Origin of the sequence: Lentzea sp. NBRC 102530 (assembly GCF_030269365.1) — a bacterium.
In the GTDB taxonomy this organism is placed as follows: domain Bacteria; phylum Actinomycetota; class Actinomycetes; order Mycobacteriales; family Pseudonocardiaceae; genus Lentzea.
The window spans coordinates 421,957-439,298 of record NZ_BSTF01000001.1 but is presented as its reverse complement, the minus strand read 5'-3'; the positions used below and the strand labels follow the sequence as shown (position 1 = coordinate 439,298).

18 protein-coding genes and 1 pseudogene are annotated in these 17,342 nt (G+C 68.5%); 4 read left to right on the top strand and 15 right to left on the bottom strand.

What is annotated here, in order from left to right; genetic code table 11:
• Positions 1 to 27 precede the first annotated feature (27 nt).
• Both QSK25_RS45555 and QSK25_RS02115 read right to left on the bottom strand, forming a co-directional pair.
• A pseudogene (locus QSK25_RS45555) lies at positions 28 to 1,029 on the bottom strand (IS4 family transposase); the annotation flags it as partial.
• A gap of 147 nt (positions 1,030 to 1,176) precedes the next feature.
• Entirely contained in the window at positions 1,177 to 1,539 is a 363-nt protein-coding gene (locus tag QSK25_RS02115; protein WP_285631676.1) for a winged helix-turn-helix transcriptional regulator, read from the bottom strand.
• Between the two features lie 91 nt (positions 1,540 to 1,630).
• Here QSK25_RS02115 and QSK25_RS02110 point away from each other — a divergent pair, with 91 nt between their 5' ends.
• Positions 1,631 to 2,020: a RidA family protein gene (locus QSK25_RS02110; RefSeq protein ID WP_285631673.1), complete on the top strand. Its 390-nt coding sequence runs from the start codon at positions 1,631 to 1,633 to the stop codon at positions 2,018 to 2,020.
• 31 nt (positions 2,021 to 2,051) lie between these two features.
• Here QSK25_RS02110 and QSK25_RS02105 read toward each other — a convergent pair whose 3' ends face one another.
• The 3 genes from QSK25_RS02105 to QSK25_RS02095 are packed head-to-tail and all read right to left on the bottom strand — an operon-like array spanning position 2,052 to position 3,661.
• Complete coding sequence (locus QSK25_RS02105; RefSeq protein WP_285631670.1) at positions 2,052 to 2,480, bottom strand: hypothetical protein; 429 nt, start codon at positions 2,478 to 2,480, stop codon at positions 2,052 to 2,054.
• Positions 2,477 to 2,842: an SPW repeat domain-containing protein gene (locus QSK25_RS02100; protein ID WP_285631667.1), complete on the bottom strand. Its 366-nt coding sequence runs from the start codon at positions 2,840 to 2,842 to the stop codon at positions 2,477 to 2,479. The genes QSK25_RS02105 and QSK25_RS02100 overlap by 4 nt, the downstream gene beginning before the upstream one ends.
• Positions 2,843 to 2,884: 42 nt before the next feature.
• Positions 2,885 to 3,661 carry a Tat pathway signal sequence domain protein gene (locus QSK25_RS02095; RefSeq protein WP_285631664.1) on the bottom strand — a complete coding sequence of 259 codons (777 nt, stop codon included), beginning with the start codon at positions 3,659 to 3,661 and terminating at the stop codon, positions 2,885 to 2,887.
• Positions 3,662 to 3,825: 164 nt separating this feature from the next.
• On the opposite strand from QSK25_RS02095, the gene QSK25_RS02090 reads away from it, so the two are divergent.
• Positions 3,826 to 4,857: an FAD-dependent oxidoreductase gene (locus QSK25_RS02090; protein WP_285631661.1), complete on the top strand. Its 1,032-nt coding sequence runs from the start codon at positions 3,826 to 3,828 to the stop codon at positions 4,855 to 4,857.
• Here the strand turns inward: QSK25_RS02090 and QSK25_RS02085 are convergent.
• The 9 genes from QSK25_RS02085 to QSK25_RS02045 all read right to left on the bottom strand — a co-directional run bounded on the left by QSK25_RS02085 (position 4,854) and on the right by QSK25_RS02045 (position 15,203).
• A complete protein-coding gene (locus QSK25_RS02085) occupies positions 4,854 to 5,297 on the bottom strand; it encodes a hypothetical protein (protein WP_285631658.1) in 444 nt (147 codons plus the stop codon). The genes QSK25_RS02090 and QSK25_RS02085 overlap by 4 nt on opposite strands.
• A gap of 106 nt (positions 5,298 to 5,403) precedes the next feature.
• Positions 5,404 to 5,832 (bottom strand): LIC_13387 family protein, encoded by a 429-nt coding sequence (locus QSK25_RS02080; protein WP_285631655.1) that lies wholly within the window; start codon positions 5,830 to 5,832, stop codon positions 5,404 to 5,406.
• A gap of 195 nt (positions 5,833 to 6,027) precedes the next feature.
• On the bottom strand, positions 6,028 to 6,663 hold the full coding sequence (locus QSK25_RS02075) for a DedA family protein (protein WP_285631652.1): 636 nt from the start codon (positions 6,661 to 6,663) through the stop codon (positions 6,028 to 6,030).
• 315 nt (positions 6,664 to 6,978) lie between these two features.
• Complete coding sequence (locus QSK25_RS02070; RefSeq protein ID WP_285631649.1) at positions 6,979 to 8,052, bottom strand: S1 family peptidase; 1,074 nt, start codon at positions 8,050 to 8,052, stop codon at positions 6,979 to 6,981.
• Between the two features lie 9 nt (positions 8,053 to 8,061).
• Entirely contained in the window at positions 8,062 to 10,779 is a 2,718-nt protein-coding gene (locus QSK25_RS02065) for an AbfB domain-containing protein (protein WP_285631646.1), read from the bottom strand.
• A gap of 7 nt (positions 10,780 to 10,786) precedes the next feature.
• Positions 10,787 to 11,761 (bottom strand): ABC transporter permease, encoded by a 975-nt coding sequence (locus QSK25_RS02060; protein WP_285631643.1) that lies wholly within the window; start codon positions 11,759 to 11,761, stop codon positions 10,787 to 10,789.
• Entirely contained in the window at positions 11,758 to 12,702 is a 945-nt protein-coding gene (locus QSK25_RS02055) for an ABC transporter permease (RefSeq protein WP_352235701.1), read from the bottom strand. Before QSK25_RS02055 ends, QSK25_RS02060 begins: the two co-directional genes overlap by 4 nt.
• Positions 12,683 to 14,173, bottom strand: a complete 1,491-nt coding sequence (locus QSK25_RS02050; protein ID WP_285631637.1) for a sugar ABC transporter ATP-binding protein — start codon at positions 14,171 to 14,173, stop codon at positions 12,683 to 12,685. Before QSK25_RS02050 ends, QSK25_RS02055 begins: the two co-directional genes overlap by 20 nt.
• Positions 14,163 to 15,203 (bottom strand): ABC transporter substrate-binding protein, encoded by a 1,041-nt coding sequence (locus QSK25_RS02045; protein WP_285631635.1) that lies wholly within the window; start codon positions 15,201 to 15,203, stop codon positions 14,163 to 14,165. Before QSK25_RS02045 ends, QSK25_RS02050 begins: the two co-directional genes overlap by 11 nt.
• Positions 15,204 to 15,327: 124 nt before the next feature.
• On the opposite strand from QSK25_RS02045, the gene QSK25_RS02040 reads away from it, so the two are divergent.
• Together QSK25_RS02040 and QSK25_RS02035 are read left to right on the top strand one after the other, a co-directional pair.
• The gene (locus tag QSK25_RS02040; RefSeq protein ID WP_285631632.1) at positions 15,328 to 16,317 is read left to right on the top strand and encodes a LacI family DNA-binding transcriptional regulator; all 990 of its coding nucleotides are present in this window, start codon (positions 15,328 to 15,330) and stop codon (positions 16,315 to 16,317) included.
• A complete protein-coding gene (locus QSK25_RS02035; RefSeq protein WP_285631629.1) occupies positions 16,314 to 16,856 on the top strand; it encodes a hypothetical protein in 543 nt (180 codons plus the stop codon). The genes QSK25_RS02040 and QSK25_RS02035 overlap by 4 nt, the downstream gene beginning before the upstream one ends.
• Here the strand turns inward: QSK25_RS02035 and QSK25_RS02030 are convergent.
• Complete coding sequence (locus QSK25_RS02030; protein WP_285631627.1) at positions 16,844 to 17,338, bottom strand: O-acetyl-ADP-ribose deacetylase; 495 nt, start codon at positions 17,336 to 17,338, stop codon at positions 16,844 to 16,846. The genes QSK25_RS02035 and QSK25_RS02030 overlap by 13 nt on opposite strands.
• Between the last annotated feature and the right edge of the window lie 4 nt (positions 17,339 to 17,342).

Genomic DNA, 17,342 nt, shown 5'->3' with positions numbered 1-17,342 from the left:
GAGCAGGGCGTCGGCCATCGCGAGCCGTAGTGCTTGATAGCCGCAGAGCAGGGCGTAGATCTCCTGATCGATCCCGGCCGGGGTCTGTGCGCGCAGGACCCGTCCGCCCAGCAGGGTGGATTTCATCTCCAGGAACGTGGTCTCGATCTCCCAGCGCTGGTGGTAGAGGTCGACGACCTCGGCCGCGGGGTAGCGGCGGTGGTCGGTGAGGGTGGTGAGCAGCCGGTAGTGGCCGGTGTGCTGTTTTTGTCCGCCGAGGGTGGCGGTGATCTCGGCCTCGATCACCCGGACCTCGATTCCGCCCAGCACGGTCAGCCAGGACCCGTCGGGCAGCCGGGCGATCGCGGGCAGGACCCGGTTGGCCTTGGCGCGGATGAGCAGCTCCGCTCCGGTGGAGGCGATGCGCCCGATCAGGTCGGCCATGGCGAAGTTGCGGTCGGCCAGCAGCAGCATCCCGGGTCGCAGACAGCCCAGCAGTCGTGGCGCCATGCTGGTTTCGCCGATGCGCCACGATCCGAACGCGATATCGATGACGGTGCGGGTGCCGCAGGCGACCACGGCCATTAACCGCAGCATCGGATATCCGGACGGGCCGTTTCCTCCACCCTGGTAAGGGAAACGGGTCAGGTTGGCGTCACTGTCCGGGACGAACAGGGTGGTGCTGTCGATCGCGCATACCAGCAGCGACCGCCACCGGACCGCGCCGGCAGCGGGACCGGCCAACAGCCCGAACACCGCCGCCAGCGGAGCCGGCCCGATCCGGCGGCGGGCCTGGGCCAGCGCCGAGGAACTCGGGACCGCGACCGCGATGCCGTCCAGCCCGGCGACCAGCCGCGCCCACACCTGGCAGTAGCCCAACTCGGCGAACAGGCCTGCGGCGATGAGCAGATAGACGACCACACGGGACGGCAGCTCTCGCAGCCGCCGCTGGGTTGTTCCGGTCGAGGCCAGCGCGTCGTCGACCATCTCGAACGGGATGAGACGGGTCAATTCACCGAGATGGCCAGGCGCGAAACGGCCCTGGGCCACACGGATACAGCGGGTGATGACAGACTGGTGTTCCAACGGGGTTCCTGCTGTTCAACGCTCTTGGTCGACGTTGTTCTAGCAGGGACCCCGTTGCCTCACTCAGCTGGTTGACAACACCGCCCGCTCCCTAACTTCCCGGCATTGGGGTTAGGCGTCGAAGCGGGTTCGGGCCTCTTCGATGTCGGTGAGGTAGCGGGACGTCCAGGCGCACATGGCGTCGACCGTCGCGCGGAGCGCCTGACCGGGCTCGGTCAGGGTGTAGTCGACCCGCAGCGGCACGGTCGGGTGGACGTGCCGGGTGACGAGGCCGTTGCGCTCCAGCAACCGCAGGTTCTGGGTCAGCATCTTGTGGCTGATGCCGTCCACCTCGGTCTTGAGCTCGGTGAAGCGCTTCGTGGCGTCCCCGATGGTCTCGACGATGAGCAGCGCCCACTTGTTGGCGATGTCGGAGAAGATCTCGCGGGCCAGCGAGTCCGCGCGGGCCAGGTCGCCGCTGAGCTGCTTACTCACCTTGTGGTGCCCCACTCTCAGAAAAGTGCGTTCTTCCAGGTCAGCATTCACTCTCCTACGGTGAGCGAGTAACTGCAAGAGAGGAACGAACATGGCTGTCACGCTCATCAACCCCGACGGGCTGCCGCAGGTCGACGTGTACCACCACGTCGCGGTGGCCAGCGGGAGCAGGACCATCTACCTGGCCGGGCAGGTGGCCTGGGACTCGGAACCCGACCTCGCCCTGCAGACCGAGCAGGCGTACACCAACGTGCACACCGCGCTCAAGGCGGCGAACGCGAGCTTCAACGACCTCGTCAGGGTCAGGGTGTACGTCGTGGGCTGGAAGCCGGAGATGATGCCGGAGCTGCTCAAGGGCATCGAGAACGCGAAGGCGAAGTTGAACGAGACGGCCACGCCGCCGGCCACGTTGATCGGGGTGGCGAGTCTCGACGTACCGGAACACCTCGTCGAGGTCGAGGCCATCGCGGTGGTCGACTGAGCTGTGGTCGGTTGAGAGGTGGTCGACCGGGTCAGCGGAACTCCGGCAGGCCGTCCACCACCGCGACCGTGACGGTGGTGCGGCCGGCCGGGCTGTGACGGTCGGGACCGTGTTCGGGCAGGCGGGTTTTGTTGGCACGAACGCTGGTGTCGTACAGGCGGACGTGTTGGGAGCACTCGCAGATGCCCGCCAGCGGCACGGCGCAGGTGAAGGCCGAGCGGAGCAGCGAGACGTCGTCGCGAGACAGCACCGACGACCAGACCATGGTGTCGTCCTCCTCGCCGAAGACGACGAAGCCGTCGTAGCTGAACGCGCGCAGCTCGCCCACCTCGCACGAACGGCAATAGAGAACGCGGGTGTAGTCGTGTGAACGTTCATACGGGCCCGCCTCGTGAACGTTCACCACGAAGTCCTGCTGGCCCTTGCAGATCAGGCAGAGGTCGGACCAGGTGCCGCTCATCTGCGCAGACCGACCAGCAACGCGATGCCCGCTGACAGGGCCACGAGTGCGCCGACCACCAGCTGGTTGAGCCAGACGGTGGCAATGCCGCCGTCCGTTCGCAGCAGCGCGACGACGACCAGCGACAGCGCCAGGACGATCGTCAGGTGCCGGATGAACGGCACGTCCAGGGGTGCCATCGCGCGCACCATGCCCAGGAGCATGATCACCACGGCCAGGCCCATGGACACCCAGTACGGGCGAAAGGCGTGCAGCGACGCGCCGAAGTGCAGGACCGGGGGTGCGGCGATCAGCCACACGCCTGCCAGGAAGGCGGCCACCCCGGCCCTGCTCTCGACGGTTCGTCCGTGAAGATCCCCCACAAGAGTGATTCTGACCCTCGGAAGCCTCTGTGGGAACACCCTCTATTCGTTCCGGTACGCCTTCATGTTGCGCAGCAACAGGTAGGTGTCCTGCAGTTGCGCGGAGTCGCCGAGGCCGCGGTAGATGCCCCACTTCGGATGCGCCTGGTCACCGCCCAGCCACGTGTCGAAGCCGGACCGCGAGGCGTTGACGACCGTGGTGCCGGCGTCCTTCAGCGAGTAGCGCAGGCTGCCGGAGTCGGCGACCTTGATCTCGATCTCGACGTCGATCCACCTGTTGCGCAACGGGGCGAGCGGCGTGCTGCCGAGTTTCGCCTGGCCGGCGCCGAACAGTCTCATCTCGACGGTCTCGAGAGAACCCGAGCGGAACAACGACATCGTGACCACGGGCGAGTCCACGCCGGTGTGCTTGACCTGGAAGACGTGCGTGAAGCTGGTGGTGCCCTTCAACGACGACGGCACGTACATCTGGTAGTTGTAGCGCCAGGTCTCGCCCTTCTTCATGTCGTGACGGGTGCTGCCGGTCCGGATGGCGCGCACCTCGTTGCGCTGCCGGTCAGAACCGTCCCGGTCGGACTTGTGCATCACGAACCGGTACTGGTTGCTCTCGGCGAAGATGTGCGTGGCGGACGGGTGCGAGTCCGAGCGGTCGTCCTCGATGCCGACGAACGCGTTCAGCCCCACCGAGCCGGGGTTCGGGGCCCACTTCTGCACGAACGCCGGCGCGCCTGCCTCAGCCGATGCCACACCCGCGGCCAGTGGCGTGGCCGCGACGGCGAGAGCGCCTCGCAACGCGGTGCGGCGGTTGAACAACTCCATCGATGTTCCTCCTCGAACCAGGGATTCGAGGCAGCGGTGTGCACACCTTCCGCGAACCGCCTCCGGCATGTCAAGCGCTCACATCTGTGGAGAAACGGTGCAGATCCCGTGAAGGTGTCGCCGCGAAGCCGAAGCGGTCCGGTGATCCGATCTAGCGTCGCGGCATGGACACCGTGGACGTGCTCGTCGTCGGCGCCGGGCTGGCCGGGCTCAACACCGCGCGGCTGCTGGCCGAATCAGGGCTGGACGTGGCCGTGTGCGAACGCAGGACGAGCCTCGAGACGGGCATCCGCACGACGGGCATCTTCGTCCGCCGCACACTCGACGACTACGACCTGCCGCACCTCGGCCCGGCGGTCCGGCGCGTGCTGCTCTACCCGCCGTCCGGCGAAAATCCGGTGGAGCTGACCAGCGACCGCGACGAGTTCCGCGTCGGCGACATGGAGAGCATCTACACCACCGCCGTCGAAGAAGCCGAACGCGCGGGCGCGCAGGTCAACCTGAACTCCAGCTATCCAGCGAAGTCCACGAAGGCGCGCTTCACCATCGGCGCGGACGGCGCCAGGTCCACGGTCGCGAAGAACCTCGGCCTCGACGTCAACCGGCGCATGATCACCGGCATCGAGGAGGTCTACCCGGTGAGAACCGGCTCCACGCCGACGTTCCACTGCGTCGTCGACCCTCGGCTCGCCCCCGGCTACATCGCCTGGGTCATCGACGACGGCGAGCACGCGCACGTGGGCCTCGCGGGCCGCGCCGACCGGTTCACCGCACCGCTCCCCCAACTCCTGCAACGCTTCCGCGACAGCTTCCCCACCCCGGAGCCGACCGGCCCGGTGAAGCGGCGCGGCGGCCCGATCCCGGTCGGCGGCCTGCTGCGCCGCATCGTGTCGCCACAAGGGCTGCTGGTCGGCGACGCGGCCGGCGCCGTCTCACCGCTCACAGCAGGCGGGCTCGACCCGTGCTTGCGGATGTCCGAACTCGCCGCCGAGGTCGCGTCCGACTACCTGCGCAGCGGCAACAGGTACGTGCTGGAGCACTACGACGTCGCGGCCATGCGCCGCCGCTACCTGCTGCGCTCCCAACTCCGCCGCGGCCTGTCCCTCGTGCGCGGCCCGAACGTCGCCGAACTCGCGTTCGGCCTGCTGCGCACGACACCGGGCAAGGCCGCGGCGAAGAAGATCCTGTTCAACTAGCCGCTGGTCTTGCCGGAGGCCCTGAGGTCCTCGACGACCTGCAGCATCGCCGCCTTCACTTCATCGTTCACCGGCACCTCGTACACCGACGCCACGATGCTCCACTTGCCGGCGGTGGCACGCACCGTGTACCCGCCGTCGGCCTTGTCCTCCGCGCACGACTTGGTGTTCGCGTCCAACTCGCCGCTCTCGCAGAGCATCGGCGTCAGCCGTTCCGACTCTTCCGGGCTCGCGTAGGCGACGAGCCCCACGTTGAGCACCTGGCGTCCGGTCGAGACGAAGACCTGGCAACCGTTGACGTCCACGGTGTTCACCTCCGACACCACGAAGCCCTTGGTGATGACCGCGAGCGGTTCGGGCTTCAGCAGGCCGGGGCACCCCGACTCGACCTTGTCGGCGAGGCCGGCGGGCACGTCCGTGCCGCACGCGGTCGTGGTCATGAGCACAACCGCCGTCAAGGCGGCCGCGAACCTGGTTCTCACTTGTTCCCCCATGTCCCGCGCCTGGCTTCCGGCGCGGAGTGAGATGGTCGCACGGCAGTCATGGTCACCCGGCCGCGCCCACCGCTCCTCGTCGTCCGACGACGGCGAACGCGTGCCCGAAGGCGAGCGCGGCCACCGCGAACAGCAGGATCGGCGGCGACGGCAGCAGGACCAGCGCCACCGCGAGCAGCACCAGCGACGTGGCGCACCCGAGCCCCGCGAGCGCCCGCGGCACCGGTCCCGCCTTCGCCACGACCAGGCAGGCCAGCCCGCCGAAGACCAGCGCCACGGACATCACGAAGTTGATCCCCAGGTCGACCTCGTACAGCGAGCGTTGCACCCCTCCGACCGCGAACGTGACCTGCTTGGCCGCCGCGGTCGCGCGCTCAGCGGCGGGATCGGCGTCCCCCGACGCCATGACCCCCATGAGCGCCAGGTGTCCGAGCCCGGTCGCGATCCACGCCCACGAACCGAGCAGAAACGTACGTGGCATTGCTCTTCCCCCTCCGCCCACCGGAACATACGCCACCGTATGGTCGACACGAAGAGCCGGAGTGTCAACAAAGCCTGATGGGCAAACGCTTTCCCCTCAGCCGGTCATGCCGTCGAGTCGTTGGTGTGCAAGGGCGGCTTCGGGCATCCGGAGTGCCTCGTGGATCGGCAGAGCGGCGTGACGATCCGTAGACAGTCAGCCGACCTCCTCGAACTCGGGCACGGCGGTCTTCCTGCGGCGGCGCAGCACGACGATCGCACCGACCACGAGCGCGACGCCCAGCACGATCCACATGGCGCCGTTGAAGACGGACTCGATGTACTTGGCTGACGCACCGGCGGTCGCGCCGATGCCGATGTGCAACGCGGACCAGCACGCCGCACCCGCGACCGAGGCCGGCAGGAACCTCCGGTACTCGAGCTTCGACGCCCCCGCCGACGCCGGCACCAGGGTCCGCACGACCGGCATGAACCTGGCCACGAACACCGCCCACGCGCCCCGGCGGCGCAGCAGGTCACCCGCCTTGTCCCAGTGCTGCTGCCCGACCTTGCGGACGATCCTGCTGTCGCGCAACCGATCGCCGTAGCGGCGGCCCAGGTAGTAGCCGATGCTGTCGCCGGCGATCGCGCACACCGTGACCACCAGCCACATGACGAGGAACCTGGGTGCGCTCGTCACCGTCGTCGAGGCCAGCAGGAGGGCGCTTTCGCCCGGTGCCAGGAAGCCGATGCCGAGCGTGCACTCCGCCAGCGTCAACGCGCCCGTCACGGCGAGCACGGCGGGTTGCGGCAGGCCGGCCAGGCCTTCGAGGGCATCGGTCAGGAAGGACATGAACTCTCCCCAGAGGAACGTCAGAAGTCGGGGACAGTTCACAAGGACGGGCTCTACGCGCACATCGGCCCGTGGTCTGACCTGCCGGTAGACCTAAGAGGTAAGGGAGACCCCCTACTGGCTGGTGGTCTCCCCGTCGGGTGGCCATGATTCAGCCGGCCTCGGCGCGGTAGAGCACCGAGTGCTCGCCGGGCTCGCTGGGATTGAGCGGGGCGCCGTTCGCGAGTACTGCCAGGACCAAGCCGGCTGCCGGCAAGGCGACCTCCGGGACGCGGACGTGCGGAAATGCGCGTTCGCGTCCCGGCGGAACCCAGGTCAGGCGGTCAGGAGCGTCAACCCGTACGTGCGCAGGATTTCGTTGACCGGCTGGAACCACGTGCGGCCGCCGCTGGAGCAGTTGCCGTACCCGCCGGACGTCACGCCTTGGGCCTGGTCACCGGTGATGAACGAGCCACCGGAGTCGCCGCCCTCGGCGCACACGGACGTGCCGACCATCTCGTAGACCGCGCCCTGCTGGTAGTTCACGGTCTCGTTGCGGCCCTGGATGACGCCGCAGTGCCAGTGCGTGGTCGAGCCCGAGCGGCACACGGACGTGCCGGGCGGGGCCTCCCACGAGCCGCGCACCAGGGCGTCGCTGGTCTGGCCCCAGCCGAGCACGACGGGCACGTTCCACCAGCCCCCGCCCGTGCGTACCCAGCCGTGGTCGTTGCCGGGGAACGACGAGCCCACGAACTCGCCCTGCCAGGAGCGGTCCCACCCGTAGACGTTCCAGGCGCCGACGTTGCAGTGGCCTGCGGTGACGTAGCCGCCGTGCACCGAGAAGCCGATGGAGCAGCGCACGTTGCCGGTGTAGAACGGATCGCCGCCGACCGTGCCGGCCGCGTACGTCTGCGGCTTCTGCACGCCGGCGGTGTTGACGACGACATCCTTGGGCAACGAAGAAACATCGGTACCCGGCTGGGCGTCTACGACGACGGCGCCGCGCTGGACGTCGACCCGCCACCCGGCGACGCCCTCCGGTACGGCCCCGGCCTTGGACAGTCCGTCGATGCGCGACTTCACCGCGTTCAGCGAAGCCAGGGACTTCGTTCGCAGCACCGGCTGGGCGCCGGTGGCGCGGACGGCGTCGACTCGGGCTGGGTCGGTGACGGCGACCTGCAGCTTGCCGTCGGCGTACCAGCTGCCGCCGTACGCGCTGGCGGCGGCCTGTTCGGCGGCCGGGGCGATCTTCAGGGCCACCTTCTCGGCACGGACGCGGTTCAGCGCTTCGGCCTGGGTGATGCCGAAGTCGCGGCTCATCGCGTCGACGACGTCAGCGGACGCCGCCACGGCAGGGATGGTGATCGTGCTCAGCACGATCGCGGACACGGAAGCTATGCGTAGCAACATGGTTGTCTCCTAGGGCGCCCAGGGTGAGCTCACGGCCCAGCTCACGTCCTGGTTGTACGAGGCAGGGTTGTCGTACGTGTGCGCGCCGCCGTTCGAGGCGACCCAGACCTCCTCCGCGTAGTGCCTGATGCTGGTGCCGAGCTCGTTGATCGACTCCAGCCGCACGCCGCCGCTGCCCTGCTGCGCGCAGAACGTCGCGTCGCGGCGGAACAGGTCGGTGTTGTCGTTGGTGCCGAGCCGGACGCGGAAGTCCGCGTGCCGCAGGAACTGGCCGGGGATGTTGCGGGACTCGAACGAGTAGCAGGTGGGCTCGGCGAGTCCGCGCCGGACGACGAACGTCGCGTCCGCCTTGGTCAGGGCGTCCGAGGTGCTGGTCACGACGTCGGTGCGAGCCAAGGACTCCCGGTGCCGCAGGTAGCGGTCCGTGAAGCCCGGGGTGGTCACGCGGAACGAACGGGCCTGGTCCAGCGGCAGGTCCGCGCCGCTGCGCCACAGGCCGGTGCCGACCGCCCACGTGGTGTCCGCGGCGAAGGAACCGGCGCTGTCCCAGGGGTTCGGGCCGCCGGATCGTGCCAGGTAGACGCCCTCGTTGTAGTGCCTCACGAAGGAGCCGCGCACGTTGAACGACTCCAGCGCGGTGCCGCCGGACCCCTCGCGGGCGCAGAACGTGGCGTCGGCCGCGATCGAGCCGTTGTTCACGTCGAGGCGGATGCGTCCGTTGCTGTGCCGGAGGAACTGGCCGGGGAAGTTCCGCGACTCGAACGAGAAGCAGGCCGCGTCGGCCAGGCCGGGACGGAGGTTGAACGTGGCGTCCAACCGGCCCAGATCGGTGCCGATCACGTCCGTGCGGGCCAGCGAGGACTGGTGTCGCAGGTAGCGGTCGGTGTAGCCGGAAGTGGTGACGCGCAACGACACCACGTCGTCCGGGCTCACGGCGGTACCGCGGGCGACCGCGAGCACGCCGAGGTTCACCGCCCGCACGCGCGACTCGGTCATCTTCAGCACGCGCCGGTCGTAGGTGTAGAAGCCGTTGACCTCGTTCTCCACGTCGTACGGCTCGGTGTAGACCATCGCGGACAACCCGCGGGTGTGGATCAGCCGCTGGACCTGTTTGATGACCTCCTCGTAGCGTTTGGTCAGCGACGCCTCGTCCGGATACAAAGCGCCGTAGGCGAATCCGGCGCCCGGCTGGTACTCGTGGCCGACGACCCGGCGGCCCAGGCCACCGAACTCGCCGAGCATCGCGACCCGGTTGGCGTCGGGTTGCCTGGTGTTGGCGGAGACCTGGTAGTGGTGGTCGTCGATCACGTCGCCGTTGCCGGGATCGGGGTCCGAGACGCAGCAGTTGGACCCCGAGTTGTGGTTGATCAGGCGGGTGTTGTCGATCGAGCGGATCAGGTTCACGATCCGGCCCGCGTCGTACTCGCCCCAGCCCTCGTTGAACGGCACCCACTGCACGATCGACGTGATGCCCTTGAGCTGGTCGATCATCCGGCGCAGCTCGGACTCGTAGTTGGCGTGCGAGTTCGGCGCCTCGTCGATCGCGTCGACGGACGGCATGTCCTGCCAGACCATCAGGCCGAGCCGGTCGGCGTGGTAGAACCAGCGCGCCGGTTCCACCTTGATGTGCTTGCGGACCATGTTGAACCCCAGCGCCTTCTGGCGTTCGAGGTCGAACCGCAGCGCCTCGTCGGTCGGCGCGGTGTAGATGCCGTCGGGCCAGTAGCCCTGGTCCAGCGTGCCGCTCTGGAAGACGAACTTGCCGTTGAGCAACGGCCTCATGACGCCGCCGACCACCGCCTTGCCGAGCGAGCGCATGCCGAAGTAACCGGTGACGGCGTCTCCACTGCCCAGCGTCACGCGCAGGTCGTAGAGGAACGGGTCGTCGGGCGACCACAGCCGGGCGTTCGGCACGGGGACGCGCAACGACGTCCCGGTCGTGCCGGTCTGCCTGCCGACGACCTGGCCGCCGCTCAGGACTTCCGCGGTGACGGCCTGACCGGCGGTGCCCTGCACGACGAGGTCGAGTGCGCTCGCGGGCACGTTCGGGGTCGTGTCGAGGCGGGTGATGTTCGCTGCCCGCACCGGTTCCAGCCACACGGTCTGCCAGATGCCGGACGCGGCGGTGTAGAAGATGCCGCTCGGGTTCCGGCGTTGCTTGCCGATCGGGTAGCGGCTGCCGTCGACCGTCGAGGTGACACCGACGATGATCTCGTTGGTGCCGCCGTTGAGCGCTGAGGTGATGTCGAACGAGAACGCGTCGAACCCGCCGGTGTGCGTGCCGACCTGCCTGCCGTTGACCCACACGCGCGTTTCCCAGGTCACGGCGCCGAAGTTCAGCTTGACCTGGCGGCCGTTCCAGCCGGCCGGGACGGTGAAGGTGCGGCGGTAGAACATGTTGTCCTCGTGCCGTTTGATCCCCGACAGCGCGGATTCGATCGGGTACGGCACGAGCACGCCCTCGGCCAGCGGCCTGCCGAAGGGCGGCGAGTTGAGGTTGGGGGCGCCCGCGAACTCCCAGACGCCGTTGAGGTTCTGCCACTCCGTGCGCACGAGTTGCGGGCGCGGGTACTCGGGCAGTGCGTTCGTCGGGGACACCTGCGAGGTCCACGGCGTGGCGAGCGGAGGGGTCTTGGGTACCCATTCCGCCGCCTGCGCCGCTGTCGGTGTCAGAAAGGTTGCTGTGATGAGGATTCCGACCAATACGCCCAGGACGCGTCTGGTCATGGCTCTCCTATCTTCGCAATATGCGTTGCAGGACGACGACGACGAGCAGGAACACCCCGCTCACCACTGACTGGTAGTTGCTGTCGAGCGTGCCGATCTGGTTGATGACGTTCTGGATGACCTTGATCAGGCCCACGCCGATCACGGTGCCGAGGATCGTGCCCATGCCACCGGTCAGCAGGGTTCCGCCGATGACGACGACCGCGATGGCGTCCAGTTCGAGGCCGACGCCGATGACCGTGACGCCCGACTGGAGATAGGCGGCGGTGAGGGCGCCGGCGAGTCCCGCCAGCGTGCCGCTCATCGTGTAGACGAGGACCTTGGTCTTGGCGACGGGAACGCCCAGCAGGACCGCCGACTGCTCGGCGCCTCCGGTGGCGAACACGTTCTGGCCGAAGTTGGTGCGGTTCAGCACCATGCCGCCGAGGACGGCGAGCACGGCCGCGACGAAGATCGGGTAGCCGAAGCCCGCCACGGTGCCGCGGCCGAGTTCGACGAACGCGCTGTCCCCGTCGATCTTGTAGGTGTTGGCTCCCTCGTCGGTGATCGCGAGCAGGAGGCCGCGGGCGAACAGCAGCGACGCCAGGGTGACGATGAACGGCGCCATGTTCGTCTTGGCGATCAGCAGGCCGTTGACCAGGCCGATCAGCCCGCACACCACCAGCGGCAGCGCCAGCGCCGCCAGGAACCCGTACTGCGAACCCCAGGCCGCGAGCACACCGCCGAGCGCGTAGAGCGACCCGACTGACAGGTCGATGCCGCCCGTGATGATCACGAACGTCATGCCGATCGCGATGATCGCCAGGAACGAACCCTGCAACGCGAGGTCCCGCAGGTTGTCGAGGCTGCCGAAGCGCGGGAACACCAGCCACGACACCGCCACCATCAGCACGAGCGCGACGGCGGCGCCCTGGCGTTGCAGGACCTTCGTCCGCGCGGCCTTGGTCGGTGTCGGCCCCGACTTGGTCAGTGTCGTCGTCATCGGCGCTCCCGAGCCACGTAGACGGCGGCGACGATGATCGCGGCCTGGATCATCTGCGCGATCGAGTCGGGCAGGTTGTGCTTGATCAGGGTGGCCCGGACGAGCTGCATCAGGATCACGCCGAACACCGTGCCGAGCACGCGGACCTTGCCGCCGGTCAGCGGGGTGCCGCCGACGACCACCGCGGTGATCGCGGACAGCTCCATGAGCAGGCCCATGTCGGCCGGGTCGCTCGCGGACAGCCGCGACGTCGCCAGGACACCGGCGATCGCCGCGAGCACGCCGCAGATCGCGTAGACGCCGACCAGCACCCGGTTGACCGGCAGGCCCGCGAGCGTGGCGGCCTTGCGGTTGCCGCCGATCGCGACGAGCTGACGGCCGAACGTGGTGCGGTTGGTGACACCGGCGATGACGAGCGCCAGCAACCCCGCGATCAGCACGCTGATCGGGACGCCCAGCACGTCGTCGGTGCCGAGCGCGAGGAACGCGGGGTCGTGCAGCTGCACGAGCTGGCCGTCCGCGATCACCAGTGCCAGGCCCCGGCCGCCCACCAGCAACGCGAGCGTGGCGACGATCGGCTGGATGCCGACCTTGGCGACCAGGAACCCGTTGAACACCCCGGCGAGCGCGCCGACCACGAGTGCCATCGTGATCGCCATGAACGGCCCGGCACCCAGGTAGAGCGGGATGATCGCGGCGGCGAGCGCCATCACCGCACCGACGCTCAGGTCGACGCCCTCGGTGCCGATCACCAGCGCCATGCCGAGCGCGACGATCAGCACCGGCGCGGCCTGCACCAGCTGGGTGGTGAAGTTGCCGACCGTCAGGAAGTTGGCCGTGAACAGGGCGTTGAACAGCAGCAGCGCGGCCACGGCGACGTAGACACCGTTGTCCTGCAACCACCGCGTCCTCGCGGCTGTCCTAGAGGCTGTCAGCGTCATCCATCACCTCCGCGGCGATCGCGTTGAGCACGTGCTCACGGGTGAGCTGGTCTCCTTCGAGTTCACCGGCGACCGCGCCGTCGCGCAGGACGACGATCCGGTCCGACCCGTCGAGCAGTTCGTCCAGTTCGGAGCTGATCAGCAGCACCGCCAGGCCTTCCCGCGCGAGCTCGTCGATCAGCGCCTGCACCTCGGCCTTGGCGCCGACGTCGATGCCGCGCGTCGGTTCGTCGAGCAGCAGGATCTTCGGTTCGGTGCAGAGCCACCGGGCGAGCAGCACCTTCTGCTGGTTGCCGCCGGAGAGCTCCGCGACCTTCTGCTCCGGGCTCGACACCTTGATGCGCAAGCGCCTCACGAAGGTGTCGACGATCCTGTCCTGTTTGGACCTGCTGACCACGCCGAACCGGCTCAGCCGCGGCAACGCCGCGAGCACGATGTTCTCGCGCACCGACAGGTTCGGGATGATCCCCTCGGTCTTGCGGTCCTCGGCGAGCATGCTGATGCCCGCCCTGGTGGCCGCCTTCACGGTGTGCGCCACGGGCTTGCCCGCGACCAGCACCGTGCCGCTGTTCAGCGGGAGCGCGCCGATGATCGCCTTCGCGGTCTCGGTGCGGCCCGAGCCGAGCAGGCCGGCGAGGCCCACGACCTCGCCCGGCCTGATGGACACGTTCACGCCGTTGATGCGCGGCGTGCTGGTGAGGTCCCGCGCTTCGAGCACCGGTTGCGCGTCGGCGTGGTGGTCCTCGCCGAACGCCGTGGTGCCGTCGCGTTCGATCTCCTTCACCGACCTGCCGAGCATCAACGACACGAGCTCGATGCGCGGAAGTTCCTTCAGGGGGCCGCTGTGCACGTTCACACCGTCCCTGAGCACGGTCACGGTGTCGCAGATCCGGTACAGCTCGTCCATGCGGTGGCTGACGTAGATGATCGCGATGCCCTCGTCGTGCAGCTTGCGCACCACGCCGAGCAGCGTCTCGACCTCGCGCGGTTCCAGCGACGACGTGGGCTCGTCCATGATCACGACGTCCGCCTCGGCGTCGACGGCCCGCGCGAGCGCGACCATCTGCTGCTCGCCGACCGCGAGCGTCCCGAGTGGACTGCTCACGTCCGCCGTGATCCCGTAGCCGCGCAACAGCTCCGCGGCGTCGGCGTCCCTGCGTGCCCGGTCGATCAGCCCGAACCGGTTGCGCGGCTCGCGGCCGAGGAACAGGTTCGCCGAGACGCTCATCAACGGGACGAGGTTCACCTCCTGGTAGATCGTGGAGATGTTCCCGTTGCGGGTGATGGAGCCGGCGTCCGGGGTGTGGATGCCGGTCAGCACCTTGATCAGCGTCGACTTGCCGGCGCCGTTCTCCCCGACCAGCGCGTGGATCTCGCCGCGCTGGAGCGTGAAGTCGACGTCGGAGAGTGCCCGGACGCCGGCGAACGTCTTCGTCACGCCGGCGACCTCGATGACGGGATCAGTAGGCATTGCCGAGCTTCTGCGCCGCGTTCGTGGTGTCGTACTCGTCGTCGGAGATCACGATGGTCGCCGGGATCTCGTCGCCCTTGCCGAACTTCTCCAGCGTGTCGAACGCGAGCGGGCCGAAGCGCGGGTTGGACTCGACGACCGCGGTGTAGCTGCCGTCCGCGATGAGCTGCACGGCGTTGCGCGTGCCGTCGATGGAGACGACCTTGACGTCCTTGCCCGGCTGCTTGCCCGCGGCCTTGAGCGCGGTGACGGCGCCGACGCCCATCTCGTCGTTCTCGGCGTAGACGGCGGTGATGTCGGGGTTGCTCTGGATGAGCTGCTCCATCACGGCCTGGCCCTTGGACCTGTCGAACTCACCGGTCTGCTCGGCGACGACCGTGAGGCCCGGCGTGCCCTTGATGCCGTCCTTGAAGCCCTTGGTGCGGTCGACCGTGACGTTGTTGCCCGAGGCGCCGAGCAGGATCGCGACCTTGCCGTTGCCGCCGGTCGCCTTGATCATCTGCTGCGCGGCGCGTTCGCCCTGCTTGACGAAGTCGGAACCGATGAAGGTCAGGTAGTCGGCGCAGGGCTGCGAGGTGACCTTGCGGTCGATCGTCACGACCGGCACCTGCTTGGCCTTCGCCGCGTCGAACGCGGGCTGCAGGCCGTCGGAGTTGAGCGGCGCGACGATGAGCAGCTTCACACCGCGGTCGATCAGCGACTTGATGTCGCTGATCTGCTTGTTCAGGTCGCTCTGGGCGTTCGTGTAGAGCAGTTCGGCCCCGCGCTTCGCGGCCTCGTCCCTGATCGACTGCGTCTCCGCGGTGCGGAACGGGTTGGCCTCCTTCTCCGACTGGGAGAAGCCGACCATCGCACCCTTGAGCTCCACCTGCGGGTACCCGGTCTTGCCGCGCGCACAGCCGGGTCCTGCACTTTGGTTCTGCGCGGCGGACGCGGCGGGTCCCTCGTTACTGGCTGTGTTCGAGGCTTCTCTGGCTGTGCACCCCGTCACGAGCAAGGCGGCGACGGCGATGAGCAACATGCGAGACATCGTTGGCTCCTACACGGCGGGCTTGGCGTGGACGCGCTCTCAGGCGTTAGATTTGCATCGTTGTTCCAACGATGTAAAGACCCGGGACCCTCCCGGTTTTTTTCTCGGTACTTCTCAGGAGGCTGTGTTGGCCACGCTCAAGGACGTCGCCCGGCTGGCGGGAGTCTCGGTGAAGACCGTGTCGAACGTGGTCAACGGCTACTCGTTCGTGAAACCGGACAACCGCCGGCGCGTCGAGGAGGCCCTCGAAGCGACCGGCTACCGCCCGAACCTCGGAGCCCGCAACCTGCGCCGCGGCCGCACGGGCTTCATCGCCCTGGTCCTGCCCGAACTCTCCATTCCGTACTTCGCCGAACTGGCGGGCCTGGTGATCGCCGCCGCCCAGGAGCACGAGTGGAACGTGCTCATCGAGCAGACCTTCGGCACCCTGGCCGGCGAACGCTCGGCACTCGCTTCGCTGGGGCCGCACCTGGTGGACGCGGCGATCTTGTCGCCCGAGGCGCTGGAGGCGGATGACTTCCAGCTCTCGGTGCCCGCGGTGCTGCTGGGTGAGCATGCGGTGGACGTGCCGATCTCGCGCGTGGGCATCGACAACGTGGCCGCCGCGCAGGCCGCCGTCCGGCACCTGATCTCGTTGGGGCACCAGCGGATCGCGGCCATCGGCGCGCACCCGCACCGTGGTACTGCGGCTCTGCGCTTGGAGGGGTATCGGGCAGCCTTGGCCGAGGCTTCACTGCCGTTCGTCGACGAGCTGGTCATTCCGGCGCTGAACTACCACCGCGCTGATGGGGCGGCGGCGATGAGGTCGTTGCTCGACCTGCCTTCGCCGCCCGACGCGGTGTTCTGCTTCAACGACCTGCTCGCCATCGGTGCGATGCGGGCGGCGGCCGAACGCCAGGTGCGGGTGCCCTCCCAGCTCGCCGTGGTCGGCTTCGACAACAACGAGGAGAGCGTGTACAGCTCGCCGTCGTTGACGTCGGTCGCGCCCGACAAGTCGGCCATTGCCCGTGCGGCCGTCGACCTGCTGCACCAACGGGTCGAGACAGGTGAGTTGCTGGCCGACGTCGAGACGCCGTTCTCGTTGCAGGTCCGGGAAAGCACCGTGGCTCGGTGACGGTGACGTTCGGTCCGGACAGGATCGTGTTCGCGTCCTACCGGTTCCCGTGGGCTTCTGTTGCGCCGCACGGGGTGCTGCGGGCTGCTGACGTGCGGGACGTGTCTTCGGGGTTTTCACCGTTCGAGATCCGGACTGTTTCGGGTGAGACGTTGTTCCTGACCGGGGACTCGGCCGGCTTGAAGGCGTTCTGCCTGCGGCATTCGGTTCCTGAGGTGGCGCGGTTCGACGTGTGGGGGAACCTGTTGGAGCCGTTCCTCGACACGTCGTTCGACGCCGCGCACGTCGCCGCCACCGATGCGCGGCTGCGCGGGGTGGGGCTGACACAGTCCGATGTGGACTCGATCCGGGCTCGGGTGAGGCCGTTGATGGAGGCCTACAACCTCGACAGCATGCTGTGGGAGTGGGCGCACCTGGGGTTGTACGACCTGTTGGACGCGTTGAGCGGGACCCTGGTGCCTGCGGCTCTGACTTCGTCTCTGGGGGACCTCGGCGAGGTGTACCGCTGGGCGATGGAGATCGCGGACTACGGGCGGTAGGCGGCCAGGGTCTTCTCGTCGAACAGCACGAACCTGATCAGCTCGATATCGGCGTTCTCGGTGGCTGCTCTCGCGATGCGGGCGGCGTCCTCGACCGGCCAGCGGTAGATGCCGGTGGAGATCGCGGGGAACGCGATGGAGCGGGCGCCGAGGTCTTTCGCCACCTTCAGGGCGTTGTGGTGGCAGTCGGCGAGGAGTTGGGAGCGGTCCTCGGTGGCCGACCAGACCGGGCCGACGGTGTGGATGACCCAGGTGGCCTTGAGCCTGCCTGCGGTCGTGGCGACGGCCTGGCCGGTCTTGAGGCCGCCGCCGTGATGGCCCGCGCGGAGTTTCCGGCAGGCGTCGAGGATCTCCGGGCCGCCCTTGCGGTGGATCGCGCCGTCCACTCCCCCGCCGCCCAGCAGGGAGGAGTTGGCGGCGTTCACGATCGCGTCGGTGTCCTGCTCGGTGATGTCGCCGAGGACGTGCTCGATGGTGGCCACGCCT